Genomic DNA, 15,419 nt, shown 5'->3' with positions numbered 1-15,419 from the left:
ATATCGGTCTCACTTCACTTCGGTGCCGGGCTTTTCGCCGGCATCGGCCGAAGCGCTGGCCTGTTCGGGCGCGGGCTTTGCGTTCGGGTTCCAGTCGGAAGGCTGCACGGGCGCGCCCGGGCCGACTTTCTGGAAGCCCTCGACTATGACCTTTTCGCCGGGTTTCAGGCCGGAGGTCACCTGCCAGCGCTCGCCGACGGTGCGTCCGAGCGTGACGTTGCGGAATTCAACCTTGTTGTCGGCATTCACGACATAGACCTGCGACTGCCCGGCATTGTTGCGCTGCACGGCCTGCTGCGGGACGGTGATCGCGTCCTTTTCCAAACCCTGCTGGATCTGGACGCGGACATACATGCCCGGCAGCAGATCGTTGTTCGGGTTGGGGAATTCGCCGCGCAGCGTCACCTGGCCCGTGGTCGCGTCGACGGCGGCTTCGGAGAAGAGCAGCCTGCCCTTGAGAGCGTAGGGCGTCCCGTCGTCGAGGATCAGCTGAACCTCGGCCTCGTTGTTGGCGCTCATCCACTGGCCGTCCTTGAGCGCCTTGCGCAGGCGGATCAGATCCGTCGCCGACTGGGTGAAATCGGCGTAGATCGGGTTGAGCTGCTGGATCGTTGCAAGGTTCTGAGTGTCATTGGTGTTGACGAGCGCGCCTTCGGTGATCAGCGCCCGGCCGATCCGGCCGCTGATCGGAGCGGTGACGTTCGTATATTGCAGATTGAGCTTGGCCTCGGCGAGCCCTGCCTCGGCGATGCCGACATCGGCCTCGGCCTGGGCGAGGGCCGCGATCGCATCGTCGTACTGCTGCACGGCGGTGACCTGCGCCTCCTTCAGGCGCGACTGGCGGTCGGCCGTCCGCTTGGCCTGATCGACCACCGCCTGGGCGCGCTTCAGCGTCGCCGCGGCGCTGTCCACCTTGACCTGGAACGGTGCCGGGTCGATGCGGTAGAGCACGTCGCCTTCCTTGACCATGGTGCCCTGCTCGAACACGCGCTCGACGACGATGCCGGAGATGCGCGGGCGGACCTCGGCGATGCGGGTGGCGGTGATGCGGCCGGGCAGTTCGTTGGTGATCGGCAGCGGTTCCGCCTTCGTCGTGAAGACGGCGACCGGCGACGGCGGAGGGGCGGCAGCCGCGGCCTGCTGTTCTTCATTCTTCTGGCAACCCGCGAGAAAAATCACGGATGCCAGCGCGGCGGCCAATATCGGTCGGTTCATGCGCATCGCAATGTCCATATTGTCAAAGGACCGGCCGCAGTCGCGGCGTTTCGCAAGCGCTGCGCGGTCCAAAAGTGAGGTGAAGCGGAGCCGGTATCGGCGTGGAAAATACCGGAAAGCTAATATACAGACGCCAATGTATGTTAATTTCTGCCGCAGTGCAACAGAGTTTTGACGCGCCGGCCGGGGAGGCAAAAGGGGGAGTCGCAACGGTTTCGGCGTTGCGGCGCGTGGTGATCACACAGGTGTGATTCGGGCCGAAGCTGTTTCAGAGTGCAAATCGGCCCGTCATCCGGCTGCCGCGACCTTCTCCCCGCCGGCGGGGAGAAGGAAAACACGGGACCGCCTGCGCCACGATGCCACGCCCCGCGTGCGGAGGGTTAGGGTGAGGGGCAATCACACCCGCGCGTCGTCTCTCACTGACCCGACTTGATCACCCGCCCGTCCGCATCGAAGCGATGCATGCTGCCGATTACCGGCGTCGCGTGGACGATGTCGTCGGCGGCGTAGCGGTGTTCGCCGAAGAGGCGCACCGTCAGCAGGCCGACCGTCTCCGATTCGATATAGATGATCGTGTCGGCGCCAAGATGCTCGACATGGATCACCTTGCCCTTCCAGTCCCCGCTTTCACGGGAGAGGCCGATATGCTCCGGACGGATACCGATCGTCTTTGCCTCTCCGTCGCCGAGCTTTGCGGCTTCGATGAAATTCATCTGCGGCGAGCCGATGAAGCCGGCGACGAAAAGGTTGGCCGGGCGATTGTAGAGCTCCATCGGCGAGCCGACCTGCTCGATCCGGCCGGCATTCAGCACGACGATCTTGTCGGCAAGCGTCATCGCCTCGACCTGATCGTGGGTCACGTAGATCATCGTCGCCTTGAGGCTGCGGTGAAGGCGGGCGATTTCGAGCCGCGTGTTGACGCGCAGCGCCGCGTCGAGGTTCGACAGCGGCTCGTCGAAAAGGAAGAGCTTCGGCTCGCGCACGATCGCGCGGCCGATCGCCACGCGCTGACGCTGGCCGCCGGAAAGTTCGGCCGGACGGCGGGCGAGATAGGGTTCGAGCGACAGCATGCCGGCCGCCTTGGCGACCTTTTCTTCGATCTCCGCCTTCGGCACACCCGCCTGCTTCAGCCCGAGGCCCATATTGTCCTTGACGGTCAGGTGCGGATAGAGCGCGTAGGACTGAAACACCATGGCGATGCCGCGCTTGGCCGGCGCCACATGGCCGACCTCGACGCCGTCGATTTGAACGCTGCCCGACGTCGCGTCCTCGAGGCCGGCGATAGTGCGCAGAAGCGTCGATTTTCCGCAGCCGGACGGACCGACGAAGATGACGAACTCGCCGTCCTTCACGTCCAGGTCGATGCCCTTCAGCACCTCATGACTGCCGAAGGCCTTGCGGATGGTTTTGAGTTGAAGTGATCCCACGTGTCGCCCTCTTGGGTTAAAGCTCGACCGGCTTGCCGGTGCGCACACTCTCGTCGGCGGCGAGGCAGATCTTCAGCGACTGCACCGCATCGTCCATGTGCCGGCCGAGATCGATGTCTTCTCGGATGGCCTTGAGCACGAAGGCCTGCTCGCGGTCGCAAAGCTCCTGGTGGCCGGGCTCGCCCTCCATCACCAGGTCCTCGTCGGATTTCAGGAACCGGCCGTCCGGTCCCGTCGCGGCGCTGTGCACGCGGATGACGGAGGTTTTCGTGTGCACGTCGATGTCGTCCGACTTGGCGTTCTGATCCATGACGATCGACACGGCGCCGTTCGGAGACATCACGTCCTTCACGAAAAAGGCCGTCTCGGAGATCATCGGGCCCCAACCCGCCTCGTACCAGCCCACAGAGCCGTCCTCGAAGATCACCTGCAGATGCCCGTAATTGTACATATCCGCGGCGATCTCGTTCGAGAGCCTCAAGCCCATGCCGCGCACCTCGACGGGCCTGGCATCGGTGATCTGGCACATGACGTCGACGTAGTGGACGCCGCAATCGACGATCGGCGGTGTCGTCTGCATCAGCGACTTGTGCGTCATCCAGGTCGGGCCGCTCGACTGCTGGTTCAGGTTCATGCGGAAGACAAAGGGCCCTCCGAGCTTGCGGGCTTCCGCGATCAGCCGCATCCAGGACGGGTGGTGGCGCAGGATATAGCCGACGACCAGCTTGCGGCCGTTGGCCCGCGCGCAGGCGACGACGCGCTCGGCGTCGGCGACCGTCGTTGCCAGCGGTTTCTCCACGAAAACATGGGCTCCCGCCTCCATCGCCATCACCGCATAGTCCGCATGCGTGTCGGAATAGGTGTTGATCGAGCAGAGCTCCGGCTTCAGCGCGGCCAGCGCCTCCGGGAACGACGGCAGGATCTCGTATCCTGCCAGAGCCTCGGGCAGCGCCACCTTCGATCGGTTGACCAGCCCGGCGATTTCGAAGCCAGGGTTCTGATGATAGGCGAGCGCGTGGCTGCGGCCCATATTGCCGAGCCCGGCGCTGAGCACGCGGATCGGGGGTGCGGATGAATTCACTTGACTGCTCCTGCCGTGATGCCGCGGATCAGCTGCCGCGAGAAGATGACGTAAAGGACGAGGACCGGGAAGATCGCCAGCGACAGCGCCGAGAGGACCGCGTTCCAGTTGGTGACGAACTGGCCGATGAAGATCTGCGAGCCGAGGGTGACGGTCTTGGTCGCCTCGGCGGGCGCGAGGATCAGGGGGAACCAGAGATCGTTCCAGATGGGGATCATGGTGAAGACGGCGACCGTCGCCATGGCCGGGCGGATGAGAGGAAGCACCAGCCGCAGGAAGATCGCATATTCCGACAGGCCGTCGATGCGTCCGGCATTCTTCAGGTCGTCGGATACGGTGCGCATGAACTCGGACAGAATGAATACCGCCAACGGCAGGCCTTGCGCCGTATAGACGAGGATCAGCGCGGTCAGCGTGTTGACGAGACCAGTCGCCACCATACCCTGCAGGATCGCCACCGTTCCGAGCCGGATCGGGATCATGATCCCAAGCGCCAGATAGAGCCCCATCAGCGTATTGCCGCGGAAGCGGTATTCGGAAAGCGCGAAGGCGGCCATGGCGCCGAACAGCAGGACGAGCGCGATCGAGACCACGGTGACGATGATGCTGTTCTGGAAATAGCCGATGAAGTCACCCTGCTTCAGCACCGTTTCGTAGCCGATCAGGCTGAAGGTCTCGGGTGTCGGGATCGCCAGAGGCTCCCGGAAGATCGCGTTGCGGCTCTTGAACGAGTTTACGATCGTCAGGAACACCGGAAAGAGTGCAACGAGCGTATAGGCGATCAGGGCCGCGTGAACGGCGCCCATGCGCACGAAGGAGGCGCGTGTTTTCGACATCTTCTATCCTCCTTAGAACTGATAGCGGCGCATGCGGCGCTGTATGCCGAAGAGATAGAGCGCGACGCCGGCGAGAATGATCAGGAACATGATCGCGGCGATCGTCGCGCCCATCGAACGGTCGCCGAGCTGAAGCTGGAAACCGAAGAAGGTGCGATAGAGCAGGGTGCCCAGGATGTCGGTCGACTTGTCCGGGCCGGCCAGCGCGCCCTGCACCGTATAGATCAGATCGAAGGCGTTGAAATTGCCGACGAAGGTGAGGATCGACACGATGCCGATGGCAGGCAGGATCAGCGGAAGCTTGATCTTCCAGAACTGGCTCCAGCCGGTGACGCCGTCGAGCTCCGCCGCCTCGGTCACCTCGTCTGGAATGTTGAGCAGCGCCGCATAGATCAGCATCATCGGGATGCCGATATATTGCCAGACGGAAATGAGCGAAACGGCGATAAGCGCGGTGTCGGGCTTGCCGAGCCAGGGCCCGAACAGCGATCGCAGGCCGACCGTGTCGAGAAGATAGGGGGCGACGCCCCAGATCGGCGACAGGATCAGCTTCCAGATGAAACCGACGATGACGAAGGAGAGCAGCGTCGGCAGAAAGATCGCCGTGCGGTAGAAGGCGCCGAAGCGCAGCTTCGGGACGGACAGCATGGCGGCGAGCGCGATGCCGATCGGGTTCTGCACGGCCATGTGGATCAGGAAAAAGACGAAATTGTTCTTGAGCGCGTTCCAGAAATCCGCCGCCCAGCGCGGGTCGCCGAACAGAACCTTGAAATTGCCGAGGCCCACGAAGGTCAACTGGCCGTCAACCGTGTTGTAGAAGGACTGGCGCAGCGTCTCGAAGAGCGGAAGGATCATCACCGCCGTATAGACGACGAGCGCCGGCAGCAGAAAGACGAGGATGTGCCAGCGCCGCGGGCGCCTGATCTCGGTGACGTCGGTCGTGATTTCACGTGGGTTCATCGGCCTCTGGCCCGTTCTCAAACCGGCTGGCCATAAGGGCGCAGCCTCGATTTCTTTCGAAATGCGGCGCGGCTTCCTGCCTTGCACCGTGCTTCCGTCTGGCGTCCCGGGGTCGCGGAGAGCCGGCAAGCCGCTTCGATCCGCCCGTCACAGGCGCGGCGCCGTAGCGCCGGTGCCCGAGCAATCCATGACGCCGTCCCGCATGCGATACGTTTGCACATGTCGGGGAGGGTGCGCAGACGGCGTCCACGCACCCCGTTTCGGTCTTACTTTACCGGCTTGAACCAGCTGTCGAGGCCGTCCTGGAGCTTCTTGGCCGCCGCCTCCGGCGTGTCCGTGCCGTTGATGACATTGGCCGACATGACCCAGGTTTCGTTCTCGAGGTTAGGGGTTCCGCGCGAAAGGATCTGATAGGTCGAGCGGATGGTCGGCTTGCATTTCTCCCGCCAGGAGACGAATTCCTGAGCGAGCGGATCGGACATCTTCACCGCCGTCGAATTCAGGCTGAAGAAGCCGGGCAGGGCGTTCGCATAGATTTCCGCGAACTCCGGCGAGGCGACCCAGGTGAGGAAGGTCTTAGCGGCATCCGCATTCTTGCTCTTGGCATTGAGGCCGATGCCGATGTCGTTGTGGTCGGAGATGTAGCAGGTATCGCCCGCCTTCTTCACCGGGGGCGGAAAGGCGCCCATCTTGAATTCGGCCTGTGTGTTGAAGCCGGAGATTTCCCAGGAGCCGGCCGGGTAGATCGCCGCCCGGCCGAGCGTGAAGAGGTTCTGGCTGTCCGGATAGGTCTGCGCCTCGAAGCCGTCGCCGAGATAATCCTTCCACTTCGCCAGCACGCGGAAAGGCTCGACCCACGGCTCGTCGGTCAGTTTCTGCTCGCCTTTCAGCAGAGCCAGACGGCCTTCCTCGCCCTTCCAGTAGTTCGGGCCGATGTTCTGGTAGCCCATCGTGGCGGCTTCCCAGAGATCCTTGGTGCCCATCGCCATCGGGATGTAGTTGCCGTCCGCCTTGATCTTTTCGAGGACCGCGAAGAACTCCTCCTCGGTCGTCGGAACGGAAAGGCCGAGCTGGTCGAAGGCATCCTTGTTGTAGATGAAGCCGTGAATGACGGAAGCCATCGGCACGCAGAAGGTCGCCTTGCCGTCGTCGGTCGTCCACGCTGATTTGGCGACGTCGGAGAAATTCTCCATGCCGGGAAGACCGGTCAGGTCGGCAAGATGCTTCTTGCTGTAGAGTTCGAGCGAGGCGTCGAAGGGACGGCAGGTGATGAGGTCACCCGCGGAGCCGGCGTCGAGCTTGGCGTTGAGGGCGGCGTTGTATTCGGTGGGGGCCGAGGGCGCGAATACCACCTTGATGCCCGGGTTCTTCGCCTCGAAGGCGGGGATCAGCTTTTCCTGCCAGATCGCCAGGTCGTCATTGCGCCAGCTTTCGATCGTCAGCGTTGCCTCCTGGGCTTGTGCAAGCCCGGTCGAGCCGAGAATGCTCGATGCGAGCAGCAAGCCTTTCATTGTTGTGCGGGTCATGCAGTTTCTCCCCTTTAGGCGCGTGTCGCGCGGTTTTGAATTCCCAGTTTATCTCTCACGCCCCGACGATGGCGATCGCCCGGCGCAAATTCTGATCGGCGCGCTCGAGCGCGTCCTCGGCATGGGCGATGTCCCTCGCTCCGGATGCGAGCAGGATCGCCAGCTTGACCGACCCGGCGGCAAGGCCGAGAAGCCTGTCCGCCTCGGCGGCGCCGATGCCGGTTATGTCCGAGACGATCCGGATCGCCCGGCCGCGCAGCTTGATGTTGTCGGCACGCAGATTGACCATGTGACCATCGAGCACGTGGCCGAGATGGATGCCGACCATGGTCGAAAGCATGTTGAACGCGATCTTCTGAGCCGTCCCAGCGCCCATGCGGGTCGAGCCGGACACGACTTCCGGAGGCGTCTCCAGGAGGATGGAGACGTCGGCGTTCAGAAGGAGCGGTGCGCCGGCATTGTTGGCCATGCCGATGACGCGGGCGCCGCGTTGCCCGGCCTCGTCGGCAGCGGCGATCGCATAGGGCGTGGAACCGCTGGCAGAAACCGAAATGAGGCAGTCGCCCGCCCCGATTCCGGCGTTGCGCACATCGGTGCGCGCGAGCTCCATGTCGTCCTCATAGCCGCCGGCAAGATCGGTGAGGCTTTCGGCGCCGCCGGCAATGAGAATGACGATCTGCTCCCGAGCTATGCCGTAGGTGCCTGGCAGCTCGAGCGCGTCCGCCATCGCCATCAACCCGGAGCTTCCTGCGCCGGCATAGGCAAGCCGGCCGCCCGAGGCAAGGCTGTCCGCCGCAAGGCGGGCCGCGGCGGAAATCGGCTCGATCGCCTGTTCCACCGACCTTGCCGCCTCCTGCTGACCGGCTGCGAGCAAGCGAAGGGCCAGCTCCGGACGCATGACGTCCAGGCCCTTGGCATTGTCGCGGCGTTCTTCGGTCTTGGCTGGCGGCATGGCATCGTCCTCCTCTTCTGGAATTAATGCCAAAAAAATACCACTTGTCTAGGAGAAATTTAACTTTTACCGCAAGAAACCACTGAAAAAAGAAATAAATCCATAGTTTTCAAAGAAGTAGGCTGGGGAATGATCAGTAGTCAGAAATCTCGCTTGGTTAATGGTATTTTTTTGGTATCTTGTGGTGACGGAGGTACCCATGGCGTTTTACCTGATCGGAATTGATGGCGGCGGAACGAGCTGCCGCGCGGCTGTGGCAGCCCTCGACGGCCGCATTCTCGGCCGCGGCAAGGCGGGCGCCGCGAACATCCTTACCGATCCGGAAACGGCGCTGCAGAACATAACCGATGCGGCGCGCAACGCCTTCGGGGATGCGGGCCTCGACCAGGCCGCAATTGCGGCATCGCGCGCTATCGTCGGCGTCGCCGGCCACAATGTGGGCGATGCCGTTCATTACGTGAAGAGGCGGCTTCCCTTTGCTCAGGCCGATATCGAGTCCGACGGGCTGATCGCGCTGCAGGGCGCTCTCGGCGACGGGGACGGGGCCGTCGCGATACTCGGGACGGGCACGATCTATATCGCGCGCCGGGGCGATGAGATCAGCTATGTCGGCGGCTGGGGCTTCACTATCGGAGATCACGGCAGCGGCGCACGCATCGGTCACGCGCTGCTGCAGGAGAGCCTGCTCGCCTATGACGGCATACATGAAGGCTCGCGCGTGACCGATGCCGTGCTTGCCGAGTTCAACCACGACCCGCGCGACATCGTCGATTTCGCACGCCTCGCCAAGCCCGGCGAGTTCGGCCGCTATGCGCCGCGCGTCTTCGAATATGCCGAGCGCGGCGACCCTGTGGCAGTCAGCCTGTTGGAGGCTGCCGCCGCGACGGTGGACGAGGCGCTCGACGTGGTGGTTTCGAGGGGAAGCGAGAAGCTGTGCCTCCTCGGAGGATTGGCGCCGCTTTATCGCCGCTGGCTCGCCGACCGGCATCAGCCGCGCTTCGTCGAGGCGCAGGCCGATGCTTTGACCGGCGCCGTCGCGCTGGCGGCGGCCCGTTTCGGCTCCCATTCCGGGGTATCGGCATGAACCAGCAGCTCGCCGCCATTCTGCCGCTCGAAACCCTGCAGTCGGGGGGCGCCGGCCCGCTCTATCTGAAGCTCAGACAATCGCTCGAAGAGGCGATCCTGTCGGGCAAGCTCAATCACGGAGATGCGCTGCCGCCGGAGCGGGATCTTGCGGATTACGCCAATGTCAGCCGAGTCACGGTCCGCAAAGCGGTCGACGATCTCGTGCGTGACGGGCTCCTCGTGCGCCGCCACGGTTCCGGGACCTTCGTCGTCCGGCCGGTTTCGCGCGTCGAGCAGTCGCTTTCGCGCCTGACCTCCTTCACCGAGGACATGGCCCGGCGCGGCCTCAACACGCGTGCGGAATGGCTGGAGCGCGGTCTCTTCCATCCCTCGCCGGACGAGATGATGACCCTCGGGCTTGCGGCCGACGCGCTGGTGGCGCGCCTTGGGCGGCTCCGTATTGCCGACGACATGCCGCTTGCGATCGAACGCGCCTGCGTTTCGGCGGAATTCGTTCCCGATCCGCTCGCCGTCGCCTCCTCGCTCTATTCAGAGCTCGAGAAGAAACAGGCCCGGCCGGTGCGCGCGGTGCAGCGGATCTCCGCCTGCAATATCAAGGAACCGGACGCGGCCATGCTCGGCGTCGCGGTCGGCGCCGCCGGTCTTTCGATCGAGCGCGTCTCCTATCTTGCTTCGGGGCGTGTGGTCGAATTCACGCGGTCGCTCTACCGCGGCGATGCCTATGATTTCGTCGCGGAGCTGACGATCCCGGAAAATTGAGCCGGCGGGGCCGGACGAGGGAAGGGCGGGACCAAGGAAAAGTGTAAAGCGGTTTTCCGCCCGCATCCCGCCTGTTTGATGAAAGGACATGACGATGCAGACCAACATGCGGCGAGAAATCGACGAGATTCCCGAGGCCGCAGCCCGGTTGCTGGAGCGTTCGGCCACGGGGCTGGCGCAAGCAGGCGCGGCGCTACGCGCCAAGGATCCGGCCTTTCTGGTAACGATCGCCAGAGGCTCTTCCGACCATGCCGCGCTGTTCCTGAAATACGCGATCGAGCTCACGATCGGTCGTCCGGTCGCCTCGCTCGGACCATCGCTGGCGTCGATATACGGTGCCGATCTGAAACTCGGCGGTGCGGCGGCGATTGCGATCTCGCAGTCCGGCAAGAGCCCGGACATCGTGGCCATGGCCGAAGCCGCGACACGCGCCGGCGCCGTTTCGATCGCGCTGACGAACACGCTGCCGTCGCCGATCGCCGAGGCCTGCACCCACCCGCTCGACATTCTCGCCGGGCCCGAAATTGCCGTTGCGGCGACCAAGTCCTATGTTAACTCGATCGTCGCCGGTCTTGCCGTGCTCGGCGAGTGGACCGGCGACGCGACGCTCAAGCATGCGGTCGCCGATCTGCCGAACCAGCTTGCCAAGGCCGTGAAGCTCGATTGGCAGGACTTCGCCGACGATCTTGCAGAAGCGGAATCGCTCTATGTGCTGGGCCGCGGTCCGGCGCTGGCCATCGCCAGCGAAGCGGCGCTGAAATTCAAGGAGACGTCCGGCATGCATGCCGAGGCCTATTCCGCGGCGGAGGTGCTGCACGGACCGGTGGCGCTGGTCGGGCCCCGGTTCCCGGTGCTTGTGCTGGCCGCCCGCGATGCTGCCGAGGCCTCTGTCGCCGATATCGCGGACGGCATGAGCGCCAAGGGCGCGGTGGTGCACGTGACCTCGGCACGGGCGAGCAAGGCAAAGCGCCTGCCCTTCGTCGAGACCGGGCACCCGCTCACCGACGCCTTGGCACTGATCCTGCCGTTCTATGGCTTCGTCGAGGCCTGGTCCCGCTCGCGCGGTCTGAATCCCGACGCACCGGAGAACCTCAAGAAGGTGACGGAGACACGATGACTGCGAAGAAGACGATCAGCGGAGCGCGGATTTTCGACGGCATCGACTGGCACGACGGGGCAGCCCTCGTGATCGAGGCGGGACACGTCAAGGCGATTGCGCCGGCGGGAAGCGTCCCCGCCGGCGGCGAGACCGTCGACGCGCGTGGCCTGCTTCTCGTGCCCGGTTTCATCGATCTGCAGGTGAATGGCGGCGGCGGCGCGCTTCTGAACGAAGCGCCGACCCTCGAAAGCATCCGGCAGATCTGCGCGGCGCATGCGAAATTCGGCACGACGGCGCTGCTGCCGACGCTGATCACCGACACGCGCGCGGTCAGGACCGCGGCCATTGCAGCAGGCGTCGAGGCGAAAGCCGCGGCGGTTCCGGGCTTCCTCGGCCTGCATCTCGAAGGCCCGCATCTGTCCGTCGCGCGCAAGGGGGCTCACGATCCGGCGCTGATCCGCCCGATGGGCGATGACGATCTTGCCGAGATACTCGCTTGCGCAAAGGCGCTCGGCCGTCTGATGCTCACCGTGGCCCCGGAAAACGCCACCAGGGAGCAGGTGCGGGCGCTGGCCGATGCCGGCGTCGTGGTGAGCCTCGGCCATACCGACGTGGATTACGATACCGCCTGCGCCTATGCCAAAGCGGGTGCCCGGACCGTCACACATCTCTTCAACGCCATGAGCGGGCTCGGCCATCGCGAGCCCGGCGTTGTCGGCGCGGCGCTTTCGACCGGCACGCTCCACGCGGGCATGATCGCCGATGGTTTTCACGTTCACCCGGCGTCGATGGGTATCGCGCTGCGCGGCAAGAAAGGCCCGGGTCAGATTTTCCTGGTCACCGACGCCATGTCGCCGATCGGCACCGACCAGACGAGTTTCTTCCTGAACGGACGGGAAATCCTGCGCCAGGGCGGGCGCCTGACGCTTGCCGACGGCACCCTTGCCGGCGCCGATATCGACATGCTGTCGTCGGTCCGCTTCGTCCACCAAAGGCTTGGTCTGCCGATCGAAGAGGCGGTTCGCATGGCCTGCGCCTATCCCGCCGACGCCATGGGGATCGCCTCGCACAAGGGCCGGCTCCTGCCTGGTACGGATGCGGACTTCGTGCTGCTCACGCCGGAACTCGCAATGAAATCGACCTGGATCGCCGGGGAGGCGGTTTTCGCGGTTTGAGGCAGCTTGGCGGCGCGATACACGGCAAGATGCCCCTAACCCTAACCCTCTCCCCGCAGGCGGGGAGAGGGTACTTGCCCTATGAAACACGGGCGGTTGTGGCTGGGCAGGCAGTCTCCGCTCGGCCCTTCGCCCCGCCTGCGGGGAGAAGGTGGCCGGCGGGCCGGATGAGGGGCCGACGCCGGAAGGAAGCATCACAACCTAGGCTTGCATCTTCGCCCCTATGGCATCGAGCCGCGCCCGCATCGCCCTGATTGTTGCTGCGTCCGTGCGGCGACGCTCCGACGCGGCGAATCCCATCTCGACGAGGCGCCTGTCTTTAGCCGCCTCAGAAACAGAACAGGACGAATGAACCTCGGCGACAGCAAGCCTCGGCACGATCGCTCCAACTGTGTCGATGGTGATGCCCGATCCGGGCATGATCGAGAGCCGTCCCGCCGCCAGTTCGATCAGTCTTTCCAGCGTATCGGCCGCTTCCGGTGCCGTTCTCGCGCCGCCCGAAGTCAGGATGCGTTCGAAGCCGAGATCGGCGGCGATCTCCACCGCCTCGGCGAAATCCGGCACCAGATCGAAGGCGCGGTGCAAGGTGAGCCCCAAACCTGACGCATGGCCGGCGAGTTTCGTCAGCATGCGCGCGTCCAGGCGGCCGTCGGCGAGCGATGCGCCGAGAACCACGCCGGCGAGTCCTGCATGCCGCGCCGCGTCGATGTCGTGTCGCATGACCTCGAGGTCGGCCCTGTCATAGATGAAATCGCCCGCCCGCGGCCGGATCATCGCATAGACTGGCACCGGCGGTGGAGCGGCGGCGGCCATCAGGCCGGGGCTGGGTGTCAGCCCTCCCGCCCCAAGCGCCGAACAAAGTTCGATACGGTCGGCGCCCCCGGCAACGGCTGCCTCCAGACCATCCGGATCGTCGACGCAGACCTCGAGCAATATGCGGCTCATGCCGATCTCCCAGCGAAGCCGAGCAGGGCGGCGCCGATCAGGCCGGGCTCCACCCGGCACTCGCCACGCACGACGAGCGGCCGGTCGAAACGCCTGAGGATGCGCGCCCGCACCGCCCGGTCGATTTCGGTCAGCAGCGCTTCGGCATTGGAAAGGCCGCCGCCCACCGGCACGATCGTCGCCCCGGTAATGTTGATCACGAGCGCCAGCGGCGAACTCACCAGATCGACGAAGACGTCGATCGTGCGCGCCGCCTCGGCATTTCCGTTCTGCCAGCCTTCGATAATGTCGTGACTGGAGAGCGCCTTGCCGTGGACCGTCTCGTGGAGTCTTTCCAGCCCGCGTGCACCGCCGACCGTATCGACGCAGCGGCTCTGGCCGCAGCCGCAGGGAAAGGCCGGTATGTCCATGGGCGGGTTTCCGGCGGCGGCCGCGACGGCGGGGCCGTGACCCCACTCGCCGGCAAAGCCGCCATCGGCATTGATCAGCCGGCCGTCGATCACCAGCCCGCCGCCGACGCCGGTGCCGAGGATGGCGCCGAAGACGATGCGATGGCCGCGCCCGGCGCCGATACCGGCCTCGGCAAGCGCGAAACAATCGGCATCGTTGGCGATCACCACCGGCAGGTGCAGCGCCGCTTCGAGTTCGGCGACGAGCTCACGCCCGTCGATGCAGGGAATGTTGGCGCATTTGATCCGGCGCGTCTCCGGATCGATCACCCCGGTGATCGAGATCGCCACCCTTTCGGGCAGGCCGCCCGCTTCGTCGAGCACGGATTCCATCGCCTCGACGAAGCGGCGGAAATCCGTGAGCGGCGTCGCGCGTCGGGGCAGCGGGAATATCCGCTCCGGCGAATGGGTGATCGCGCCCTTGATCGCCGAGCCGCCGATGTCGAAACAGACGATCATACATCGCCCCGGATGGTCGCCTCGGCGGCGAGTGCTGCGGAAAGCAGGCGGTCGTCCTGGTGATGAGGCGCCGAAAGCTGGAAGCCGACCGGCATGCCGGCCGCACCCGTGCCGCAGGGAAGAGAGACGCCGCAGAAATCCAGGAAGTTGCCGATCGATGTATTGCGCAGCGTCCTGGCATTGACCTTGAAGAAGAGATCGTCGTCGGCAAGAAGCGGATCGAGCGGCGGCGCCACATGCGGCAGGGTCGGATGCGCAATCAGCTCGCCGGCCCTGATGCTCTCGCCCGCTTCATGGATCAGCCGGTCGCGGGCGTCGAGGATGGCGATGTAATCGCTGACGGTGATCTTCTCGCCGAGGCGGCTACGGGCGACGACGCGCGGGTCCATGCGCTCCGCGTCAGGCCCTGCCAAGCGTTCCCGGTGCAGCGCGTAGGCCTCTGCCGTCACAAGAGCGCCGTGGCGGGCGGTAAGCTCGAAAATTTCCGCAAAGCTCGGGAAGGCCTGCCGGCGGACCTTCACGCCCGCCGCTTCGAGGCGCTTGATCGCTTCCTCGAATGCGGTCACGACTTCCGGTTCGGCGTCGTCGAAGACGATCGTCTCGGGAACGACGATTGAAAGATCGGCGATCTCGGCGCGGCGGATCACCGGGGCGGTCAGTCCATGCATGGCGGCGTCCGCCCAGACTGCATCCTGCACCGTCTGGCAAAGAGGGCCAAGCGAATCGAGGCTTTGCGCGAGCGGGAAGACGCCCTTCATCGCGTAACGGCCGCGTGTCGCCTTGTAGCCGACGATGCCGGTCATCGCCGCCGGGATACGGATCGAGCCGCCGGTGTCGGTGCCGATCGCCAGCGGCACAAGGCCGGCAGCGACCGCAGCGGCGGAACCGGAGGAGGAGCCGCCGGGAATGCGATGGACATCCGTGGACCTCGGATTGCGCGGCGTGCCGTAATGCGGATTGATGCCGAGCCCGGAGAAGGCGAATTCGCTCATATTGGTCCGCCCGACGCTGACCATGCCGGCGCTTCCGAGGTTGGCGACCACCGTTGCGTCGGCCGCGGCCGGCGGCCCTTCAGCGAGAGCGACGGAACCTGCGGTCGTGGCATCGCCGGCAAGATCGAAGAGGTCCTTCCAGGCGACGGGCAGGCCGTCGAGCAGCCCGAGGGAGCGGCCGGTCTTGATGCGCTCGGAGGCCGCCTTCGCTTCGCGCGCCGCACGCTCCTGCGTGAGCGCGACGAAGATCGATCGGTCGGGGTGGTTTTCGATCCGCGTCAGGGTTTCCGCGACAAGTGCGACGGGATCGAGCTTGCCGGACTGCGCGAGCACGGCGAGGCTCGCAAGTGTTCGTTGGTTGATCATGGTACCTTTTCCCGCTGGCGTTCCAGCGCTCGGATACGACTTTCCTTCCCCTGGATCACGATGTTTTTAGGTCGGGCGACCTGAAAACATGG

The 15,419-nt window shown here is 64.9% G+C and carries 14 protein-coding genes; 4 read left to right on the top strand and 10 right to left on the bottom strand.

Annotated elements, in window-relative coordinates; genetic code table 11:
* Window positions 1-9: 9 nt before the first annotated feature.
* The 7 genes from N0Q91_RS16990 to N0Q91_RS16960 all read right to left on the bottom strand — a co-directional run bounded on the left by N0Q91_RS16990 (window position 10) and on the right by N0Q91_RS16960 (window position 7,997).
* Complete coding sequence (locus N0Q91_RS16990; protein WP_527230039.1) at window positions 10-1,221, bottom strand: efflux RND transporter periplasmic adaptor subunit; 1,212 nt, start codon at window positions 1,219-1,221, stop codon at window positions 10-12.
* Between the two features lie 410 nt (window positions 1,222-1,631).
* A complete protein-coding gene (locus N0Q91_RS16985) occupies window positions 1,632-2,642 on the bottom strand; it encodes an ABC transporter ATP-binding protein (protein WP_018093823.1) in 1,011 nt (336 codons plus the stop codon).
* Between the two features lie 16 nt (window positions 2,643-2,658).
* Window positions 2,659-3,723: a Gfo/Idh/MocA family protein gene (locus tag N0Q91_RS16980; protein WP_275596998.1), complete on the bottom strand. Its 1,065-nt coding sequence runs from the start codon at window positions 3,721-3,723 to the stop codon at window positions 2,659-2,661.
* The gene (locus N0Q91_RS16975; protein ID WP_275596997.1) at window positions 3,720-4,559 is read right to left on the bottom strand and encodes a carbohydrate ABC transporter permease; all 840 of its coding nucleotides are present in this window, start codon (window positions 4,557-4,559) and stop codon (window positions 3,720-3,722) included. The genes N0Q91_RS16980 and N0Q91_RS16975 overlap by 4 nt, the downstream gene beginning before the upstream one ends.
* Window positions 4,560-4,571: 12 nt before the next feature.
* Entirely contained in the window at window positions 4,572-5,519 is a 948-nt protein-coding gene (locus N0Q91_RS16970; RefSeq protein WP_018093826.1) for a carbohydrate ABC transporter permease, read from the bottom strand.
* A 266-nt stretch (window positions 5,520-5,785) separates the two neighbouring features.
* On the bottom strand, window positions 5,786-7,045 hold the full coding sequence (locus tag N0Q91_RS16965) for an ABC transporter substrate-binding protein (protein WP_275596996.1): 1,260 nt from the start codon (window positions 7,043-7,045) through the stop codon (window positions 5,786-5,788).
* Between the two features lie 55 nt (window positions 7,046-7,100).
* Window positions 7,101-7,997, bottom strand: coding sequence for an N-acetylmuramic acid 6-phosphate etherase (locus N0Q91_RS16960; RefSeq protein ID WP_275596995.1), 897 nt, complete (start codon window positions 7,995-7,997; stop codon window positions 7,101-7,103).
* 199 nt (window positions 7,998-8,196) lie between these two features.
* On the opposite strand from N0Q91_RS16960, the gene N0Q91_RS16955 reads away from it, so the two are divergent.
* The 4 genes from N0Q91_RS16955 to nagA all read left to right on the top strand — a co-directional run bounded on the left by N0Q91_RS16955 (window position 8,197) and on the right by nagA (window position 12,116).
* Entirely contained in the window at window positions 8,197-9,081 is an 885-nt protein-coding gene (locus tag N0Q91_RS16955; protein WP_100669879.1) for a glucosamine kinase nucleotide-binding domain-containing protein, read from the top strand.
* On the top strand, window positions 9,078-9,842 hold the full coding sequence (locus tag N0Q91_RS16950; protein WP_018093830.1) for a GntR family transcriptional regulator: 765 nt from the start codon (window positions 9,078-9,080) through the stop codon (window positions 9,840-9,842). The genes N0Q91_RS16955 and N0Q91_RS16950 overlap by 4 nt, the downstream gene beginning before the upstream one ends.
* Before the next feature lie 94 nt (window positions 9,843-9,936).
* A complete protein-coding gene (locus tag N0Q91_RS16945) occupies window positions 9,937-10,959 on the top strand; it encodes an SIS domain-containing protein (protein ID WP_275596994.1) in 1,023 nt (340 codons plus the stop codon).
* Window positions 10,956-12,116 (top strand): N-acetylglucosamine-6-phosphate deacetylase, encoded by a 1,161-nt coding sequence (nagA, locus tag N0Q91_RS16940; protein WP_275596993.1) that lies wholly within the window; start codon window positions 10,956-10,958, stop codon window positions 12,114-12,116. The genes N0Q91_RS16945 and nagA overlap by 4 nt, the downstream gene beginning before the upstream one ends.
* 201 nt (window positions 12,117-12,317) lie before the next feature.
* On the opposite strand, the gene N0Q91_RS16935 is transcribed toward nagA, so the two are convergent.
* Genes N0Q91_RS16935 through N0Q91_RS16925 form a run of 3 tightly spaced genes read right to left on the bottom strand, consistent with a single transcriptional unit; the run spans window position 12,318 to window position 15,327 of the window.
* Entirely contained in the window at window positions 12,318-13,061 is a 744-nt protein-coding gene (locus tag N0Q91_RS16935; protein WP_275596992.1) for a copper homeostasis protein CutC, read from the bottom strand.
* Window positions 13,058-13,969: an ROK family protein gene (locus N0Q91_RS16930; protein ID WP_275596991.1), complete on the bottom strand. Its 912-nt coding sequence runs from the start codon at window positions 13,967-13,969 to the stop codon at window positions 13,058-13,060. The genes N0Q91_RS16935 and N0Q91_RS16930 overlap by 4 nt, the downstream gene beginning before the upstream one ends.
* On the bottom strand, window positions 13,966-15,327 hold the full coding sequence (locus tag N0Q91_RS16925) for an amidase (RefSeq protein WP_275596990.1): 1,362 nt from the start codon (window positions 15,325-15,327) through the stop codon (window positions 13,966-13,968). Before N0Q91_RS16925 ends, N0Q91_RS16930 begins: the two co-directional genes overlap by 4 nt.
* Window positions 15,328-15,419 lie beyond the last annotated feature (92 nt).

The sequence above is a fragment of the Sinorhizobium prairiense genome (assembly GCF_029201645.2).
In the GTDB taxonomy this organism is placed as follows: domain Bacteria; phylum Pseudomonadota; class Alphaproteobacteria; order Rhizobiales; family Rhizobiaceae; genus Sinorhizobium; species Sinorhizobium meliloti_A.
Note: the sequence above shows the minus strand (reverse complement) of the source record. Positions and strands in the feature narration are given on the sequence as shown.

Excerpts from the sequence above, each read along its gene's own strand:
- N0Q91_RS16990 (WP_527230039.1), bottom strand. The coding sequence starts at position 1,221 with ATGCGCATGAACCGACCGATATTGGCCGCCGCGCTGGCATCCGTGATT.
- N0Q91_RS16975 (WP_275596997.1), bottom strand. The coding sequence starts at position 4,559 with ATGTCGAAAACACGCGCCTCCTTCGTGCGCATGGGCGCCGTTCACGCG.
- N0Q91_RS16970 (WP_018093826.1), bottom strand. The coding sequence starts at position 5,519 with ATGAACCCACGTGAAATCACGACCGACGTCACCGAGATCAGGCGCCCG.
- N0Q91_RS16965 (WP_275596996.1), bottom strand. The coding sequence starts at position 7,045 with ATGACCCGCACAACAATGAAAGGCTTGCTGCTCGCATCGAGCATTCTC.
- N0Q91_RS16960 (WP_275596995.1), bottom strand. The coding sequence starts at position 7,997 with ATGCCGCCAGCCAAGACCGAAGAACGCCGCGACAATGCCAAGGGCCTG.
- N0Q91_RS16955 (WP_100669879.1), top strand. The coding sequence starts at position 8,197 with ATGGCGTTTTACCTGATCGGAATTGATGGCGGCGGAACGAGCTGCCGC.
- N0Q91_RS16950 (WP_018093830.1), top strand. The coding sequence starts at position 9,078 with ATGAACCAGCAGCTCGCCGCCATTCTGCCGCTCGAAACCCTGCAGTCG.
- N0Q91_RS16945 (WP_275596994.1), top strand. The coding sequence starts at position 9,937 with ATGCAGACCAACATGCGGCGAGAAATCGACGAGATTCCCGAGGCCGCA.
- nagA (WP_275596993.1), top strand. The coding sequence starts at position 10,956 with ATGACTGCGAAGAAGACGATCAGCGGAGCGCGGATTTTCGACGGCATC.
- N0Q91_RS16935 (WP_275596992.1), bottom strand. The coding sequence starts at position 13,061 with ATGAGCCGCATATTGCTCGAGGTCTGCGTCGACGATCCGGATGGTCTG.
- N0Q91_RS16930 (WP_275596991.1), bottom strand. The coding sequence starts at position 13,969 with ATGATCGTCTGTTTCGACATCGGCGGCTCGGCGATCAAGGGCGCGATC.
- N0Q91_RS16925 (WP_275596990.1), bottom strand. The coding sequence starts at position 15,327 with ATGATCAACCAACGAACACTTGCGAGCCTCGCCGTGCTCGCGCAGTCC.